This window comes from Streptomyces sp. NPDC006335 (genome assembly GCF_040612795.1).
Classification (GTDB): Bacteria; Actinomycetota; Actinomycetes; order Streptomycetales; family Streptomycetaceae; genus Streptomyces.
The window spans coordinates 533,611-547,601 of record NZ_JBEXQX010000001.1 but is presented as its reverse complement, the minus strand read 5'-3'; the positions used below and the strand labels follow the sequence as shown (position 1 = coordinate 547,601).

The following is a 13,991-nucleotide window of genomic DNA, read 5'->3' as shown; positions in this document are numbered from 1 at the left end:
CGTTGTCAGTGGCGCCTGGCATGGTGGGGACATGGAGATCGACGGGGGCCTGGCCGTCAAGGCCGAGACGGAGTACGGCGACACGCTTATCGGGGTGAGCGAGCAGGAGCTGCGGGAGCTGGTGCACCGCATCGGAGAGAGCGGCGACCGCTGGCTGGTGCTCCAGCGGATCCCCGACCGCCCGGACGTGTTCGCGCAGGTGTGGCACGAGAGCGGTGGGGTCTACCAGCTGGAGCACCGGGAGAGCCGCGACGGCTTCTTCGGTACGGAACCCACGCATCCGGACATCGTCGCCGACGCGCTGGTCGGATGGGCCCGCGCGGAGGCGGGCTGGGACGAGGCGTTCGCCTGGACGCCGGTCGAGGTCGATCCGCCCGAGGACGTGCCCGAACTCCCCGACCAGGTGCGCGAGGAGGTCGAGGCACACGTCCGCGAGCAGCTGCGGTGCGGCTACGACACCCGCTCGACACTCGCCCGGTCAGCCGAGGAGTGGATCGCCGACGCCGATACCGATACCGACGCCGGTGACGGTGCCGACAGGCGGCCGGTGTCCGCGGCCCAGGCCCGCCTGCTCGTCGACCGGCTCTGGCTGGAGCGCCTCGCCGAACAGGAGACCTGGGAGGGCACGACCGACCCCGAGCGGCTCACCCGCGCCTTCCGGGCGCTGAACACACGGGGGGTCACCGCCCGCGAGAACTTCACCTGCTGCCGTACCTGCGGCACCGCCGAGATCGGAGCGGAGCGGGCCGAGGGCGACCGCGGTTTCGTGTACTTCCACACCCAGTGCACCGAGAGCGCCGCCGCCGGACAGGGACTCACGCTGCTGTACGGCGGTTTCGACGGATCCGCCGACACCACGGCCGCCGTCGGCCACGAGGTCGTCGACGCCCTCAGCGCGGCCGGTCTGTCCACGCAGTGGGACGGCGATCCGGGCAAGGCGATCGAGGTCAGGCCCCTGATTTGGCACAGACGCCTGGTGGGCTGAGGCACGCCACGCCGATTTCACGCCAAGGAAGTGTCCGAGCAGTGAGAGGAGGCTCCTGTTGTCGGCCGGTGTCTGCTTCAATGAGCTCATGGCCAGCTACCGGAAGTGCAGCGCGACGGGTCGCCATGACCTCGAGCCCTTCTGGCCTTCCCGTCAGCACCACGACTTCGACCGGGTGTGTTGTCGCGCGATGAACGCGCCGGCCCTCTAAAGCCGTACACCCCGGCCTTCGGCCAGCGCGCGGACGCACGTCTCCCGACGACCCTCTCGCGCGAAAGAGCTGACCTCATGGCGACCACTCGTTCCCTTTCCACCGCCACCCTCCCCACCCCGTCCGAGAACGGCGCACGGCACCGGCTCCGAGCCGTCGGCCCGGACGAGGTCCCGTACATGGCGGAGTTCCTCCCGCCGGGCGCCACCTGGCTGCCCGCCCCCCAGCACACCCTGCCCACCCTTCCGGGCCAGCCCCCGATGATCGGCTACCTGGTGCTCGTCCCGGCCGACCAGCACCCGCCGTTCCCGCAGGAGCCGGCGGTCGCGGACGCCGACGACCCTCTCGTACGGATCGACACCGTGCAGCGCACCGCCGAGGTGAACGGCCGCGACCTCGACCTCACCTACCTGGAGTTCGAGCTGCTGGCCCACCTGGTGCAGAACCCCCACCGGGTCCACACCCGCGACCAGTTGGTCACCACGGTCTGGGGCTACGGCCACGTGGGCGACGGCCGTACCGTCGACGTCCACATCGCCCGGCTGCGCCGCAAGCTGGGCGCGGAGTTCCGGGGCGCGATCCAGACCGTACGGCGGGTCGGCTACAAGTACACCCCGCCGACCGGCGGTTGAGACCGCGTCTGCCCTCGGCAGAGCGAGGTTCCCCCGGGCCGCCCCGGCGGGCACAGTCACCGGCATGAGACTTCTTCTGCTGGGCGGTACGGAGTTCGTCGGCCGGGCCGTCGCCGAGGCGGCCCTGGCACACGGATGGGACGTGACCGCCTTCCACCGTGGTCGGCACGCGCCCGTGGCCGGGGTGCGGTCGCTGCACGGCGACCGCACCGCGCCCGACGGACTCACCGCCCTCGCGGAAGGGGGCGAGTGGGACCTCGTCGTCGACACCTGGTCGGCGGCGCCCCGCGCGGTCCGGGACACGGCACGGCTGCTGCGGGACCGCGCCGACCGGTACGCGTACGTGTCGAGTCGCTCGGTGTACGCCTGGCCGCAGCCGCCCGGGTTCGACGAGCAGGCCCCGGTGGTCGAGGGGGCCTTCGCCGACGCGGACCAGACCGACTACGCCCGGGACAAGCGCGGCGGTGAACTCGCCGTCCTGGACGCCTTCGGCACCGACCGCTCCCTGCTCGCCCGGGCCGGGCTGATCCTCGGCCCGTACGAGAACATCGGCCGGTTGCCGTGGTGGCTGGGCCGAATCGCCCGCGGCGGCCCGGTCCTCGCGCCGGGGCCACGGGACCTGCCCCTCCAGTACGTCGACGTCCGGGACCTGGCGGAGTGGGTGCTGGAGGCCCATGTGACCGGCAGGAGCGGCCCGTACAACCTGGTGAGCCCACCGGGCCACACCACCATGGGTGAACTCCTCGACGCCTGTGTGGCCGTGACCGGCTCGGACGCGGAACTGCGCTGGACCGACCCGGACATCGTCCTCGACGCGGGCATCGCCCCGTGGACCGGTCTGCCGGTGTGGGTCCCACCGGACACCGACCTGCACACCACGCTCCACGACGGGGACACCTCCCGGGCCGCCGCGGCGGGGCTGCGCTGCCGTCCGGTCACCGAGACGGTCGCCGACACCTGGCGCTGGATGGGGGAGATCGGCGGGGTGGCACCGCAGCGCCCGGACCGGCCGGTGGTCGGCGTCGACCCGGAGACGGAGGCGAAGGCACTGGCGGCCGGAGCACACGGCTGAGGAACAGGAGGCGGACGGTGCGGGGGGTCAGGCCTGCTCGGCCGCCGCGTCCCGCACCCCCGCCAAGAACCCCCGGATCGCCGCCCGTTCCCGCTCGTCGTACCCCTGGAGCAGTTCCACCGTCCGCCCGATCAGCGGTCCGAAGAAGGCCTGTCCCAGCTCCACCGCCCGTTCGTCCACCTCGACGACCACCTTGCGCCGGTCCTCCCGCCCCCGCACCCGTCGCACATGACCGGCCCGCTCCAGCCGGTCCAGCAGCGAGGTCGTCCCGGCCGAGTTGAGCCCGAGCTCCGCGCCGAGCCGTCCCGCCGTCATCTCCTCGCCCGCGCGGGAGGCGTCCATCAGGGCGATCAGGGCGCGCACGTCCGTCTGATGCATGGCGTTGCGCTGCGCGAACCGGGCGCTGTGCAGGCCGAGTTCGACGGTCACCGCGCGCAGCAGATGGACGATCTCCATCTCGGGCCCCTGGGACGGCATGCGAACCCTCCAGTATTGTCTCGCTCATCGAGTATCTTGCTGATCGAGATAATACGGGAGGATCGATGGGCAGGTACGACAACGACGCGTTCGAGGCCGCCTACGACAAGGTCATGGCCAAGTGGCCCGCCGACCGGGAGGCGTTGCGGGTGCCCACCCCCTTCGGCACGACGTACGTCAACGCGTGCGGCCCGGCCGACGCGCCCCCGCTCGTCCTGCTGCCGGGCGGCGGCGGAGCGACCTCCGCTTCCTGGTACGCCCAGGCCGCCCACCTCGCCCGCACCCGCCGGGTCCTCGCCGTCGACCTGGTCGGCGCCCCGGGTCGCAGCACACCGGCCGCCGACCGTCACCCCCGTACGGTCGCCGACCTGGCCGTCTGGCTCGACGCCCTCCTCGACGGACTCGGCGTCACCCGGGCCGACTTCGGCGGACACTCCTACGGCGCCTGGATCGCCCTGCACCACGCCCTGCGCGCCCCCGAGCGGGTGCGCCGCCTGTTCCTCCTGGACCCGACCCAGTGCTTCGCCGGGTTCAAGGCGGCGTACCTGCTGCACGCCCTGCCGATGCTGCTGCGCCCCACGCCGGCCCGGGTCCGCGCCTTCCTGGACTGGGAGACCGGGGGAGCGGACGCCCTGGACCCCGACTGGCTGCGCCTCCAGGAGGCCGCCGCCGGTTTCCCCGCCGCCCGGCCGGTCACCGGTCCGCGCCCGGCCCCGGACGCGCTGCGCGCCCTGAACACGCCGGTCCTGCTGCTCGTGGCCGCGAACAGCAGGACCCATGACGACGCGTACGAGGTGACGGCCCAAGCCGGCGAACTGCTGCCGCGGGCGGAGATCGACGTGGTCCCCGGCGTCTCCCACCATGCGCTACCGCAGTCCGCACCTCCCGAACTGGCCTGCCGTCTCAGTGAGTTCCTGGGCGAACGTCCCGGATAGCCTCACCCCACCTTCTCGATCAGGGCCCGGCGGATGAGGAACTTGCCGGGCTCCCTCACCTGTTCGAAGGCCGCGTTGTTGAGCAGGGCACAGCTCCCGGAGACCGAAGTGACCTCCACCGTCGTGGACTTGTTGTTGTCCAGGTTGGTGACCTTCAGCTTCGTGCCGGCCGGGAACTGGTTGCTGGACGCGGCGGGCGCACCGGCCTCGCCGGACAGCGTGACGGTCGAGCCGTTGCACACCTGCTGCCCGGAGGCGGCGTTCCCCGCGGGCGGGGCCTGGGAAGCGGCGGGTGCCGACGGGGAGGCGGCGGGTGCCGAAGGGGACGCGGCCTGCGGAGGCTGTCCCGCGCCGGTCTGGGAGCCCTGAGCCGACTCCCCGACCACGCAACCGGACGCTTCCTGCTGCACATTGATCTGCGCGATCACCGCTTCCCGGTTGGCGATCCGGGCCGCCGACTGCGCGTCGGGTGCGGCCCGTTGCCCCTCGATGAACCGCTGGTTGTTGCCGAGCGCGGTGGCGAGGCCCTGGCAGACCGTCGACTCCGCCGCCGTCTGCGGACTCTGCGAGGCGTTCGAGGTGCCGGCCATCGCGAAGGCCCCGCCTCCCGCCACCGCCGCCGCGCTCACCAGCAGCGCGACCTTCTTCTTCGTACTGAGCGTTCTCCTGCGCGACATCCGCGCCTCCTGAGAGCTAGGGGAGCGTACGCCGCTATGTACGAGATACCGAACGAGGTTGCTCAGCGGTCGCGGGAGTCAGGTGACGTAACCTGCGTCACACTCCGCTATTTCCTGGACAGAGCTTCCTGTACGGCGTCATCGGTGCGGGCGACCAGCGCCGAGCCGTCGTCCGCGGTGATGATGGGCCGCTGGATGAGCTTGGGGTGTGCGGCGAGCGCGGCGATCCAGCGCTCGCGTGAAGTGTCGTCCCGGGCCCACTCCTTGAGGCCGAGCTCCTTGGCGGCGGCCTCCTGGGTGCGGGTGATGTCCCACGGTTCGAGGCCGAGCCGGTCGAGCACCTCGCGGATCTCGTCCTCGCTCGGGACGTCCTCCAGATAGCGGCGGACGGTGTACTCGGCACCCTCCGCGTCGAGCAGGCTGATCGCGCTGCGGCACTTCGAACAGGCCGGATTGATCCAGATCTCCATGGCACCCACGGTACGCGAAAACCCGTCTTCCACCTGCGTCACAGCACCCCCGAAAGCCCTTGTGGCCAGGGGCTTTTGTCAGTGGCGGGCGGTAGAATAAAACCAGTGTTCGAGGGCGTCGCCGGGGTCCCGGCGGCCGTCCTTACCGCGACAGGAGGATGCCTGTGCCCGCTGCCGCACTGAAGCCGAAGCCGTTGCCCACCCAGTCCACCGCGAAGCACCCCGTGCTGCTCGACCTGCCCTACACCCCCGTGGAGAAGCGCCCGTTGCCGCCGGGCCGCCCCCGCGAATGGTATGTCACCCACAACCGCCGCCTGAAGGCGATGCGGCTCGCGATCGCCCTGCTCGACTCCGGCGTCTACGTGCCGAACCAGGCCCGCAACGAGACGATCCGGGACACCGCGGAGATGATCGGCGTCCACCCACCGTCGGACACCACGTGCCACATGGTGCGGGCGCTGATGCGCTACGCGCGGTAAGCCGTGGCACCGGGCGCCCTCTTCCACGTGGGGGCGCCCGGAGTCCGGTCAGCCCGCGGGTTCGGCCAGTTCCTTCTCCAACGGCGTCCGGAACCGGGGCCGCACCCGTGTCGCCCCCACCCACTCCCGCAACCGCGCGGCCTCCACCGCGATGGCCGCCTCCGCCTCGCGCCCCACGCCCTCCGTGTCCAGCAGCCGCCAGACGATCTCCCCGTCCGGGCGCTGCCCCCAACCGCCCACCACCCGCCCGTCCCACCACACCGTCGGCCCCACGTTGCCGCTGCGGTCGAACAGGGCGGGTCGCAGAGCGGGCGCCAGATACCAGTCCCGCTGCTGCCAGCCCATCGCCGTCGGATCGAGTCCGGGCAGCAGCGCGGCCCAGGGCTCGACGGGCTCCGCGACGGGGCCGGCGTCCCCCTCGACGACGTAGGCCGGGCCCTCGTCGACGGTCACCCGCACCGCGCGGATCGCGGTGAGCGCGCGGCGCACGTCGGTCACCTTCCAGCCCGTCCACCACTTCAGGTCCGCCTCCGTGGCCGGCCCGCACACCGCGAGCCAGCGCCGCAGCAACTCCGCCTGGGCGCCGGCCGCGTCGAGCTCGGGATGCGGTGGTGCCACCGCCCAGCGGAACTGCGAGGACATCCAGGTGCCGAGCGGCCGCCCGCGGACCACCTTGCCCTCCACGCCGAGCACCTTCAGCAGGCGGCTCGCCACGGTGTGGACGCCCTCGTAGCTCTTCCCGGCCGCGTACACGAACTGCTCCCGCAGCCGCGGCTCGTCCTCGGCGAGCTCCGTCGCCGTCGCCTGCCCGCGCCGGGCGAGCGCGGCCAGCGCCGACTCCTCGACCTCCTTCAGCCAGGCGGCGTCCGGGGCACCGGCCCTCGCCATGTCCGCGAGGAGCTTGGCCCGTTCCCGCGCGGCGACCGTGAGACCGGTCGAGGCGTGCACGACCGCCGTGAGCCCGGTCGGGAACGCGAACACGGTGTGCCTCATCCCGTGCATCCGCACCAGGGACCGGTCCTCGTACAACGCCCGCTCGGTCTCGGCGACGGTCCGGGCGGGATCCGTGAGCCGCGCGCCGATGGCCAGGTAGACGGTCGCGGGATCGCTCCCGTGCAGCGCGACCAGAGCGTCGGCCACCTCCTCCGGGCTCCCCACGCGAGCCGTCCCGGCCAACTGCTGCCGCAACGCCAGCCGAGCCCGCCGCTCGCTCACCCCGATGTACCGCTCCCCGTCACCCATGGGCCCATCTTGACGCAGCCCACTGACAACGCGCCCCTCAAGGGCGCGGGGAACGGCGCGACCGGCCACGATGGCGGCACGGACGACAGCAGGCCTGCCATCACCCGATCGCCGTACCCCACATGCGCACCCCCCACCCGGGCCCTTCACTGCGATCAGGAGGGACGGCCACACGGGGGCCCGGAGGCGGACATGACGCAAAGGCAGGGCGCATGAACAGCCCCGGCACGGCAGCTGCCCCCGCCGCCCGGACCGCGTCCGACCACGCGGCCCTGTGCGCCGCCATCGCGGCAGGCGTCGTCAGGGCGGCCCCGGGGGAGTGAGCCCGGGCCCGCTCCTCGCCGGCCCGCCGCCGGTCACCCGTACCGCTCGCCTGTCGTTGCCCGTCACCCGTACCGTTTCAGCAACTCCCGCACATAGGACTCCAGGCGCCCGCTCAGCACCTCCGGGGTCAGCTCGGTCCGTCCGAGTTCGCGCCACGGTCCGGCGAGCTTGGCCGCGTCGGGGCAGTAGGCGAGCGCGTCGAGGAGACGCCAGTACAGGTGGTCCGGTCCGTCCGCGAGCCGCTGCCCGCCGTGCGCCTCGTACCGCTGCCGGAAGGCGAGGCCGTGTTCCGGTCCGTGCAGCAGGGCGAGGGCCGTGGAGCAGTGGGCGACGTCCAGGTCGGCGGGCCCCCAGGAGGTCTCCACCCAGTCGACCACCCCGCTGATGCGCAGCTCGGCGCCCGCCCCGGTGAACAGCACGTTCCCGGGGTGGAAGTCCCGGTGCAGGAAGCGGCCCTCGTACGGCGCAGGGTCCCGGCGGATGACGTCCACGGCCCGTTCCCACAGCGGGCCCCGCACTCCTCGCACCTTCTCCGGCGAGGTCCACGCCTGGTAGGTGCGCGGCCGTTCCACCGGAACCACCCGGTGGATCCTCACGAGTTGCTCCGCCAGCAGGTCCAGCCGCCGTTCGAGATCCTCCTCGTCGACGCGCACCCGCCCGGGCAGCCGGGACATCAACAGCGAGGGATGGTCGCAGTGTTCGGCCGTGGCGTCGACGGCGACGAGCCGCGGAGCCGGAACGCCTCCGGTGTCGGTGTCGGTCTCGGCCAGCAGCGTCAGGATCGACGCCTCGCGGCCCAGCAGCCCGGGGGCGTGGTGCCGGAAGAAGGGTTTCACGAACGACCGCAGGACGAGTTCGGTGCCGTCGTCGAGGGTGAGCCGTCGCATCTGGGAGCTCCAGCCACCGGACAGAAAACCCGAGTCGGCGACCGAACGGCCCTCGGGGAGTTGCTTGGCCACCCAGCCGTGTGTCGCCGTCCACCCCCGGTCGCCCAGGCCGGCGAGCAGGGCGGCGACCAACTCCCGCCGCTCCTCCGCGTGATCCCGCAGCCGACGACCCAACTGGTGATCTGCTGCGGGCAGTTCGAGACGTGTGAACTGGGACCGGCAGGCCAGCGCCTCCTGGACGGCCTCGGTCACCTCCGGCGGGATCACCGCGTCCGTGCCCGGTACGACGAGCACCGCCCGGCCCTCGTATGCCCGCAGCACCTCCAGTGCCGGCGACCGCCGCCAGCTCCCCGGCCGCCGGATGATCTCGCTGAACTCCCCGTCTCCGTGCCCGAACGGCACGTCCCAGGCCTCGGCCGCGTACACGGCGGGCGCGCACAGTCCCAGCGCCACCACCCGCTCGCCGTAGTGCCGGGCGAGGTCCGCCACCGTCTGCCCGCTCATGCTGAACCCGACCAGCACCAGCGGCCCGTCCTGCGGAACACGGGCGTCGATCACGGCGACCGCCTGCTCGAACCGGCGCCGCAGGCTCAACTCGGCCAGTTCCCCCGAACTCTCGCCGTGCCCCGAGAAGTCGAAGGCGAGCGCGCGACAGCCGTGCGCCACGAACTCGTCGAGCAGCGGCAGGAGTCGCTCCTTGCTGCCGCGGCCGGCTCCGTGCAGCAGTACGGCGGTCGGGGGCGCGGCGACGCCAGGGCCGCTCGGGTCGGTCGAGCCGCTCGGGCCGCTCGGGTCACCAGGGTCGTTCGGGCCGCCGTACTCGCCGCGAAGGCGCTCACCGGCGTGTTCCTGCGTGAAGGGCTCGGGCATCCGTCAACTCCAGAGTGCGGGGAAAAGCTGCGCGCAGGGCAGGCATCAGCACGCCGCTCCGGGACTAGTCTTCTACACCACACCCACGCACACGGAGGCCCGTCATGGGCACCATCGTCCTTTCCGGGACCGTCGTCCTGGTGATCCTGGGCTTCGGGAACCACACCTGGTGGCTCGTCGCCGTAGCCCTGCTCTTCGTGTACATGCAGTACGGCCGGGGCGGTGCCTCGGCGTCCTCTTCGGGCGGCTCCTCGGGCGGTTCGTCCGGCGCCGGTTCGGGGGCCGTGCCCGGCAGCTACCGGGCGTACCGCGCCCGCCGGGACAAGCAGGCCAAGTGGGACCGCCGTTACCGCCGCGAGCGTCCCCTGGAGTCCCGTCGGCAGGCGCGGGAGAGAAAGGGCTAGGGCTGCGCGGGAGCGAGGCCGGGCTCAGAGACCGGGTGCGCCCCACAGCGGGAACCAGCGGTTCAGGTCCTGCTCGATCCGCAGATCGTTCGTGAGCGCGGCCTTCACCCGCAGTTCCAGCGCGTTGTCGCGGCGCTGTCCCTCGCCGGGCAGCGGCGCGAAGGGGTAGAAGGTGCCGCGCTTGTACAGGTAGACCAGAGCGAGCGAACGGCCCCCGGTGTCCTGGAACCCGGCGAGCGAGCACAGCAGTTGCGGCCCGAAGCCGTTGACCTCCATCGAACTGTTCACCGCGTGCAGGTCGTTGACGAGCTGGGGGAGCTGCTCAGGTGCGCGCTCGGAGACCAGCCAGGAGTAGCCGAACTCGTCCCTGGTGAGGCGCACCGGGGGGCCGTCCCGTTCGGCGTCCGCGTCCAGCAGGGCCTGGACCTCCCGGTGCGTCTGCTCGAAGGCAGCGCCCTCGACGGTGGCGAAGCACACCGCCCCGCGTCCAGTCGGCGTGAGGGAGGCGGCCGCCTCCAGGGTGACGGCCGCCGACGGCAGCGCGAAGAGCTGGTCGAGATCGGGCGCGACGGGCTTCGTGCGCCCGAGCAGGATGTCCAGCAAGCCCATCCTCAGCCCGCCTTCCCGGGCTCCACGGGCTCACCCAACTCCGCCGAGATCCGCCCCAGCTGCTCCAGCCGCTGCTCCAGGGACGGGTGGGTCGAGAAGATCCGCTCGATGCCGGGCTCCTTGCCGGTGGCCGGGGTGAAGTAGAAGGCGTTGAAGGCCTGGGCGGTGCGCAGGTCCTTGGTGGGGATGCGGGCCAGCTCCCCGGAGACCTTGGTGAGCGCGGAGGCGAGGGCCGAGGGACGGCCGGTGAGGTGGGCCGCGGCCCGGTCCGCCGCCAGCTCCCGGTACCGGGACAGCGCCCTGATCAGCAGGAAGCTGAGCGTGTACACGGCCGCCGAGACGCCCATCACGGCGGCGAAGATCACGGCGGTGTTCTGGTCCTTCCGCCCCCCGAAGATCTGGCTGTAGAAGGCGAACCGCACGATCAGCCCGGCGATCACGCCCAGGAACGAGGCGACGGTGATCACGGCGACGTCCTTGTGCGCCACGTGCGACAACTCGTGCGCGAGCACGCCCTCCAGCTCGGCGGGCTCCAGCCGCCGCAGCAGCCCCGTGGTCACACACACCACGGCGTTGTCCGGGTTCCGCCCGGTGGCGAAGGCGTTCGGCATGTCCATCGTGGACACCGCGATCACGGGCTTGGGCATGTCCGCGATGGCGCACAGCCGGTCGACCACGGCGTGCAGTTCGGGATACTCCTCCCGCCCCACGACCCGCCCCCGCATCGCGAACATGGCGATCTTGTCGGAGAACCAGAACTGCGCCACGAACATGAGGGCGATCAGCCCCACGACCATCAGCCAGGACTTCAGCAACACGATCAGCACGGCGACGAAGGCCACGTACAGCAGCCCGAGCAGGAACATCGTGACCGTCATCCGCACGGTCAGCCGCCGGTCGCTCCGAAAACGACTCCGCATCTGCACCACCCCGCAGTCAGGCACTCGCCCCACCGTTCAGTGTGCACCTGTCCCCACCCATGAAGCGGTCCCGATCAGCCCTAGGACCAGCAAAGGCTCAGCTCGACCCAGACAGCCGGGTCGGACGGGTCGGGCATGGCTTCCCCCAGGGCGACCCCCGCCGCGAGGCGCACCGCTGCCCACGTCCCGTTCCAGACGCTGCCGCGCACGCTAGTACGGACGGAAGTCGGCGTATCCCAGCAGCAGGATGATCACCGCCACGGTCCCCAGGACGATCGCCGTCGACCGCCAGGACGAGTGGCGCGGCGCCCTCGGCCCAGGATCGGCACGGAACGGCTGCGGCTTCGGCGGGTTCTCCTTCCAACGGGCGGCCAGCATCCGGGCCCGCGCCGAGGGCTCCTTGTACTCGGCCCCGTCGGCCCACTTGATGTCGAACTCCCGCCCCATGTCGTCCTGTTCGGGCATCCCCGCATCCCCCGTCGTCTCCTGTCGAACAGTCGTGCAGGAAACGATACGACGGCGCCCCCACCCCTGGACAACAGGAGTGAGGGCGCCGCCGTACGGCCTACGCGTCGATCACACGTCGAAGTACAGCTCGAACTCGTGCGGGTGCGGACGCAGCTGCAGCGGGGCGATCTCGTTCGTCCGCTTGAAGTCGATCCACGTCTCGATCAGGTCCGGCGTGAAGACGTCGCCCTGGAGGAGGAACTCGTGGTCGGCCTCGAGGGAGTTGAGGACCGCCGGGAGGGAGGTCGGGACCTGGGCGACGTTCGCGTGCTCCTCGGGAGCCAGCTCGTACAGGTCCTTGTCGATCGGCTCGGCCGGCTCGATCTTGTTCTTGATGCCGTCCAGGCCCGCGAGGAGCAGCGCCGAGAAGGCGAGGTACGGGTTGCCGGAGGAGTCGGGCGCGCGGAACTCGACGCGCTTGGCCTTCGGGTTGGAGCCCGTGATCGGGATACGCATGGCCGCGGAGCGGTTGCGCTGCGAGTACACCAGGTTGATCGGCGCCTCGAAGCCCGGCACCAGACGGTGGTAGGAGTTCACCGTCGGGTTGGTGAAGGCCAGCAGCGACGGAGCGTGCTTGAGGATGCCGCCGATGTAGTAGCGGGCGGTGTCCGACAGGCCCGCGTAACCGGCCTCGTCGTAGAAGAGGGGCTGGCCGCCGGCCCACAGGGACTGGTGGACGTGCATGCCCGAGCCGTTGTCACCGAAGATCGGCTTCGGCATGAAGGTCGCGGTCTTGCCGTTGCGCCAGGCCACGTTCTTCACGATGTACTTGAAGAGCTGGAGGTCGTCGGCCGCGGCGAGCAGCGTGTTGAACTTGTAGTTGATCTCGGCCTGGCCGGCGGTGCCCACCTCGTGGTGCTGACGCTCGACCTGGAGGCCGGAGGCGGCCAGCTGCAGGGAGATCTCCGCACGCAGGTCGGCGAAGTGGTCGACCGGCGGAGTCGGGAAGTAACCGCCCTTGTAGCGGACCTTGTAACCACGGTTGTTCTCGACCGCGCCGGTGTTCCAGGCGCCGGCCTCGGAGTCGATGTGGTAGAAGCTCTCGTTCGCCGAGGTGGCGAAGCGCACCGAGTCGAAGACGTAGAACTCGGCCTCGGGGCCGAAGTACGCGGTGTCGGCGATGCCCGTCGACGCGAGGTACGCCTCGGCCTTCTTCGCCACGTTCCGCGGGTCACGGCTGTACTGCTCGCCGGTGATCGGGTCGTGGATGAAGAAGTTGATGTTCAGCGTCTTGTCGCGGCGGAAGGGGTCGACCCGGGCGGTCGACAGGTCCGCGCGCAGCGCCATGTCGGACTCGTGGATGGCCTGGAAGCCGCGGATCGACGAGCCGTCGAACGCGAGCTCCTCGTCCGGGTCGAACGCCTCGACGGGCAGCGTGAAGTGCTGCATGACGCCCGGCAGGTCGCAGAAGCGGACGTCGACGAACTTGACGTCCTCGTCCGCGATGAACTTCTTGGCCTCGTCGGCGTTCTGGAACATCCAGCTCCTCCTACTCCCGACCGTTCCTGGACCGGGGTGGTAGTTCGTTCGTGCGGCCAGTGCGGTGGCACACGCTGTCCACGACCCTAGGGACGGGTGGTTTCTCGGGCGTGACCCATTTGTTTCGCACAAGTTAACCGGACATCGTGGGCCCGGCCCCACCTGTCCGTATCCCGAAACGCTGGCAGTACCGTGGACGCGTGGACAAGAGGGATGCAATCGGATCGTGGCTCTCCGGCCCCCGCGCGGCCGCCGAGGATGCCGGTGTCGACTTCGGATACCGCGGACAGCAGCTCGGCCTGCCGGAGGAGGGACCGGGGTCGATCGCCCGGCCCGGACGACGGCTGGGCGCACTCGCCGTGGACTGGGCGATGAGCGTCCTGATTGCATCCCAGCTCATCACGCAGAGCTACGGCGATCCCGCGACCTCGAACTGGGCCCTGCTGGTGTTCTTCCTGATGGGAGCCCTCACCGTCGGCACCATCGGCTTCACCCCGGGCAAGCGTCTGTTCGGCCTGCGTGTGGTCGCCCTGGAGACGGGCCGCGTCAGCCCCGCACGCGCCCTGCTGCGCACGGTCCTGCTCTGCCTCGCCGTCCCGGCCCTGATCTGGGACCGCGACGGCCGGGGCCTGCACGACCGGCTGGCGAAGACGGTCGAGGTACGGATCTGACGAGGCGCCTCGTCCTGGTGGTGTCCTGAGAGCCGCTTTGTCGTGTCCTGACAGCCGCGGGCGTGAACATGCGCGGCGGCTGACTATGGGGCGGTAGGTCCGGGCTCCTAGCGTCTGGCACCCAGTGCAACCTCCCCCGT

Annotated in this window: 16 protein-coding genes; 7 read left to right on the top strand and 9 right to left on the bottom strand. The window is 71.4% G+C overall.

Features of this window, described 5'->3' with window-relative positions; all coding sequences use genetic code 11:
* Positions 1–31: 31 nt before the first annotated feature.
* From ABZ098_RS02550 to ABZ098_RS02540, 3 genes are all read left to right on the top strand, one after another.
* Positions 32–985, top strand: coding sequence for a hypothetical protein (locus tag ABZ098_RS02550; protein ID WP_356586446.1), 954 nt, complete (start codon positions 32–34; stop codon positions 983–985).
* Between the two features lie 288 nt (positions 986–1,273).
* A complete protein-coding gene (locus ABZ098_RS02545; protein WP_356586444.1) occupies positions 1,274–1,828 on the top strand; it encodes a winged helix-turn-helix domain-containing protein in 555 nt (184 codons plus the stop codon).
* A gap of 64 nt (positions 1,829–1,892) precedes the next feature.
* A complete protein-coding gene (locus tag ABZ098_RS02540) occupies positions 1,893–2,900 on the top strand; it encodes an NAD-dependent epimerase/dehydratase family protein (RefSeq protein WP_356586442.1) in 1,008 nt (335 codons plus the stop codon).
* A 27-nt stretch (positions 2,901–2,927) separates the two neighbouring features.
* Here ABZ098_RS02540 and ABZ098_RS02535 read toward each other — a convergent pair whose 3' ends face one another.
* The gene (locus ABZ098_RS02535) at positions 2,928–3,377 is read right to left on the bottom strand and encodes a MarR family transcriptional regulator (RefSeq protein WP_356586440.1); all 450 of its coding nucleotides are present in this window, start codon (positions 3,375–3,377) and stop codon (positions 2,928–2,930) included.
* 65 nt (positions 3,378–3,442) lie between these two features.
* Here ABZ098_RS02535 and ABZ098_RS02530 point away from each other — a divergent pair, with 65 nt between their 5' ends.
* Positions 3,443–4,312, top strand: a complete 870-nt coding sequence (locus ABZ098_RS02530) for an alpha/beta fold hydrolase (RefSeq protein ID WP_356586438.1) — start codon at positions 3,443–3,445, stop codon at positions 4,310–4,312.
* Positions 4,313–4,314: 2 nt separating this feature from the next.
* Here ABZ098_RS02530 and ABZ098_RS02525 read toward each other — a convergent pair whose 3' ends face one another.
* Together ABZ098_RS02525 and ABZ098_RS02520 are read right to left on the bottom strand one after the other, a co-directional pair.
* Positions 4,315–4,989 carry a hypothetical protein gene (locus tag ABZ098_RS02525; RefSeq protein WP_356586436.1) on the bottom strand — a complete coding sequence of 225 codons (675 nt, stop codon included), beginning with the start codon at positions 4,987–4,989 and terminating at the stop codon, positions 4,315–4,317.
* Between the two features lie 107 nt (positions 4,990–5,096).
* Positions 5,097–5,459 (bottom strand): arsenate reductase family protein, encoded by a 363-nt coding sequence (locus tag ABZ098_RS02520; RefSeq protein WP_356586434.1) that lies wholly within the window; start codon positions 5,457–5,459, stop codon positions 5,097–5,099.
* 164 nt (positions 5,460–5,623) lie between these two features.
* Here ABZ098_RS02520 and ABZ098_RS02515 point away from each other — a divergent pair, with 164 nt between their 5' ends.
* Positions 5,624–5,938: a hypothetical protein gene (locus ABZ098_RS02515; RefSeq protein ID WP_356586433.1), complete on the top strand. Its 315-nt coding sequence runs from the start codon at positions 5,624–5,626 to the stop codon at positions 5,936–5,938.
* 48 nt (positions 5,939–5,986) lie between these two features.
* Here the strand turns inward: ABZ098_RS02515 and ABZ098_RS02510 are convergent, their stop codons facing one another.
* Positions 5,987–7,180 carry a winged helix DNA-binding domain-containing protein gene (locus ABZ098_RS02510; protein WP_356586431.1) on the bottom strand — a complete coding sequence of 398 codons (1,194 nt, stop codon included), beginning with the start codon at positions 7,178–7,180 and terminating at the stop codon, positions 5,987–5,989.
* A 386-nt stretch (positions 7,181–7,566) separates the two neighbouring features.
* Positions 7,567–9,261, bottom strand: a complete 1,695-nt coding sequence (locus ABZ098_RS02505; RefSeq protein ID WP_356586429.1) for an alpha/beta fold hydrolase — start codon at positions 9,259–9,261, stop codon at positions 7,567–7,569.
* A gap of 104 nt (positions 9,262–9,365) precedes the next feature.
* On the opposite strand from ABZ098_RS02505, the gene ABZ098_RS02500 reads away from it, so the two are divergent.
* Positions 9,366–9,665 carry a hypothetical protein gene (locus ABZ098_RS02500; protein WP_356586427.1) on the top strand — a complete coding sequence of 100 codons (300 nt, stop codon included), beginning with the start codon at positions 9,366–9,368 and terminating at the stop codon, positions 9,663–9,665.
* Between the two features lie 24 nt (positions 9,666–9,689).
* Here ABZ098_RS02500 and ABZ098_RS02495 read toward each other — a convergent pair whose 3' ends face one another.
* The 4 genes from ABZ098_RS02495 to glnA form a co-directional block, all read right to left on the bottom strand.
* Positions 9,690–10,274, bottom strand: coding sequence for a hypothetical protein (locus tag ABZ098_RS02495; protein ID WP_356586425.1), 585 nt, complete (start codon positions 10,272–10,274; stop codon positions 9,690–9,692).
* Between the two features lie 2 nt (positions 10,275–10,276).
* Positions 10,277–11,194, bottom strand: coding sequence for a zinc metalloprotease HtpX (gene htpX, locus ABZ098_RS02490; RefSeq protein ID WP_356586423.1), 918 nt, complete (start codon positions 11,192–11,194; stop codon positions 10,277–10,279).
* A 210-nt stretch (positions 11,195–11,404) separates the two neighbouring features.
* Positions 11,405–11,659, bottom strand: coding sequence for a hypothetical protein (locus ABZ098_RS02485; protein ID WP_356586421.1), 255 nt, complete (start codon positions 11,657–11,659; stop codon positions 11,405–11,407).
* A 111-nt stretch (positions 11,660–11,770) separates the two neighbouring features.
* Positions 11,771–13,180 carry a type I glutamate--ammonia ligase gene (gene glnA / locus ABZ098_RS02480; protein WP_356586419.1) on the bottom strand — a complete coding sequence of 470 codons (1,410 nt, stop codon included), beginning with the start codon at positions 13,178–13,180 and terminating at the stop codon, positions 11,771–11,773.
* Positions 13,181–13,380: 200 nt separating this feature from the next.
* Between glnA and ABZ098_RS02475 the strand changes: the two genes are divergently transcribed.
* Positions 13,381–13,851, top strand: a complete 471-nt coding sequence (locus tag ABZ098_RS02475; protein ID WP_356586417.1) for an RDD family protein — start codon at positions 13,381–13,383, stop codon at positions 13,849–13,851.
* Positions 13,852–13,991 lie beyond the last annotated feature (140 nt).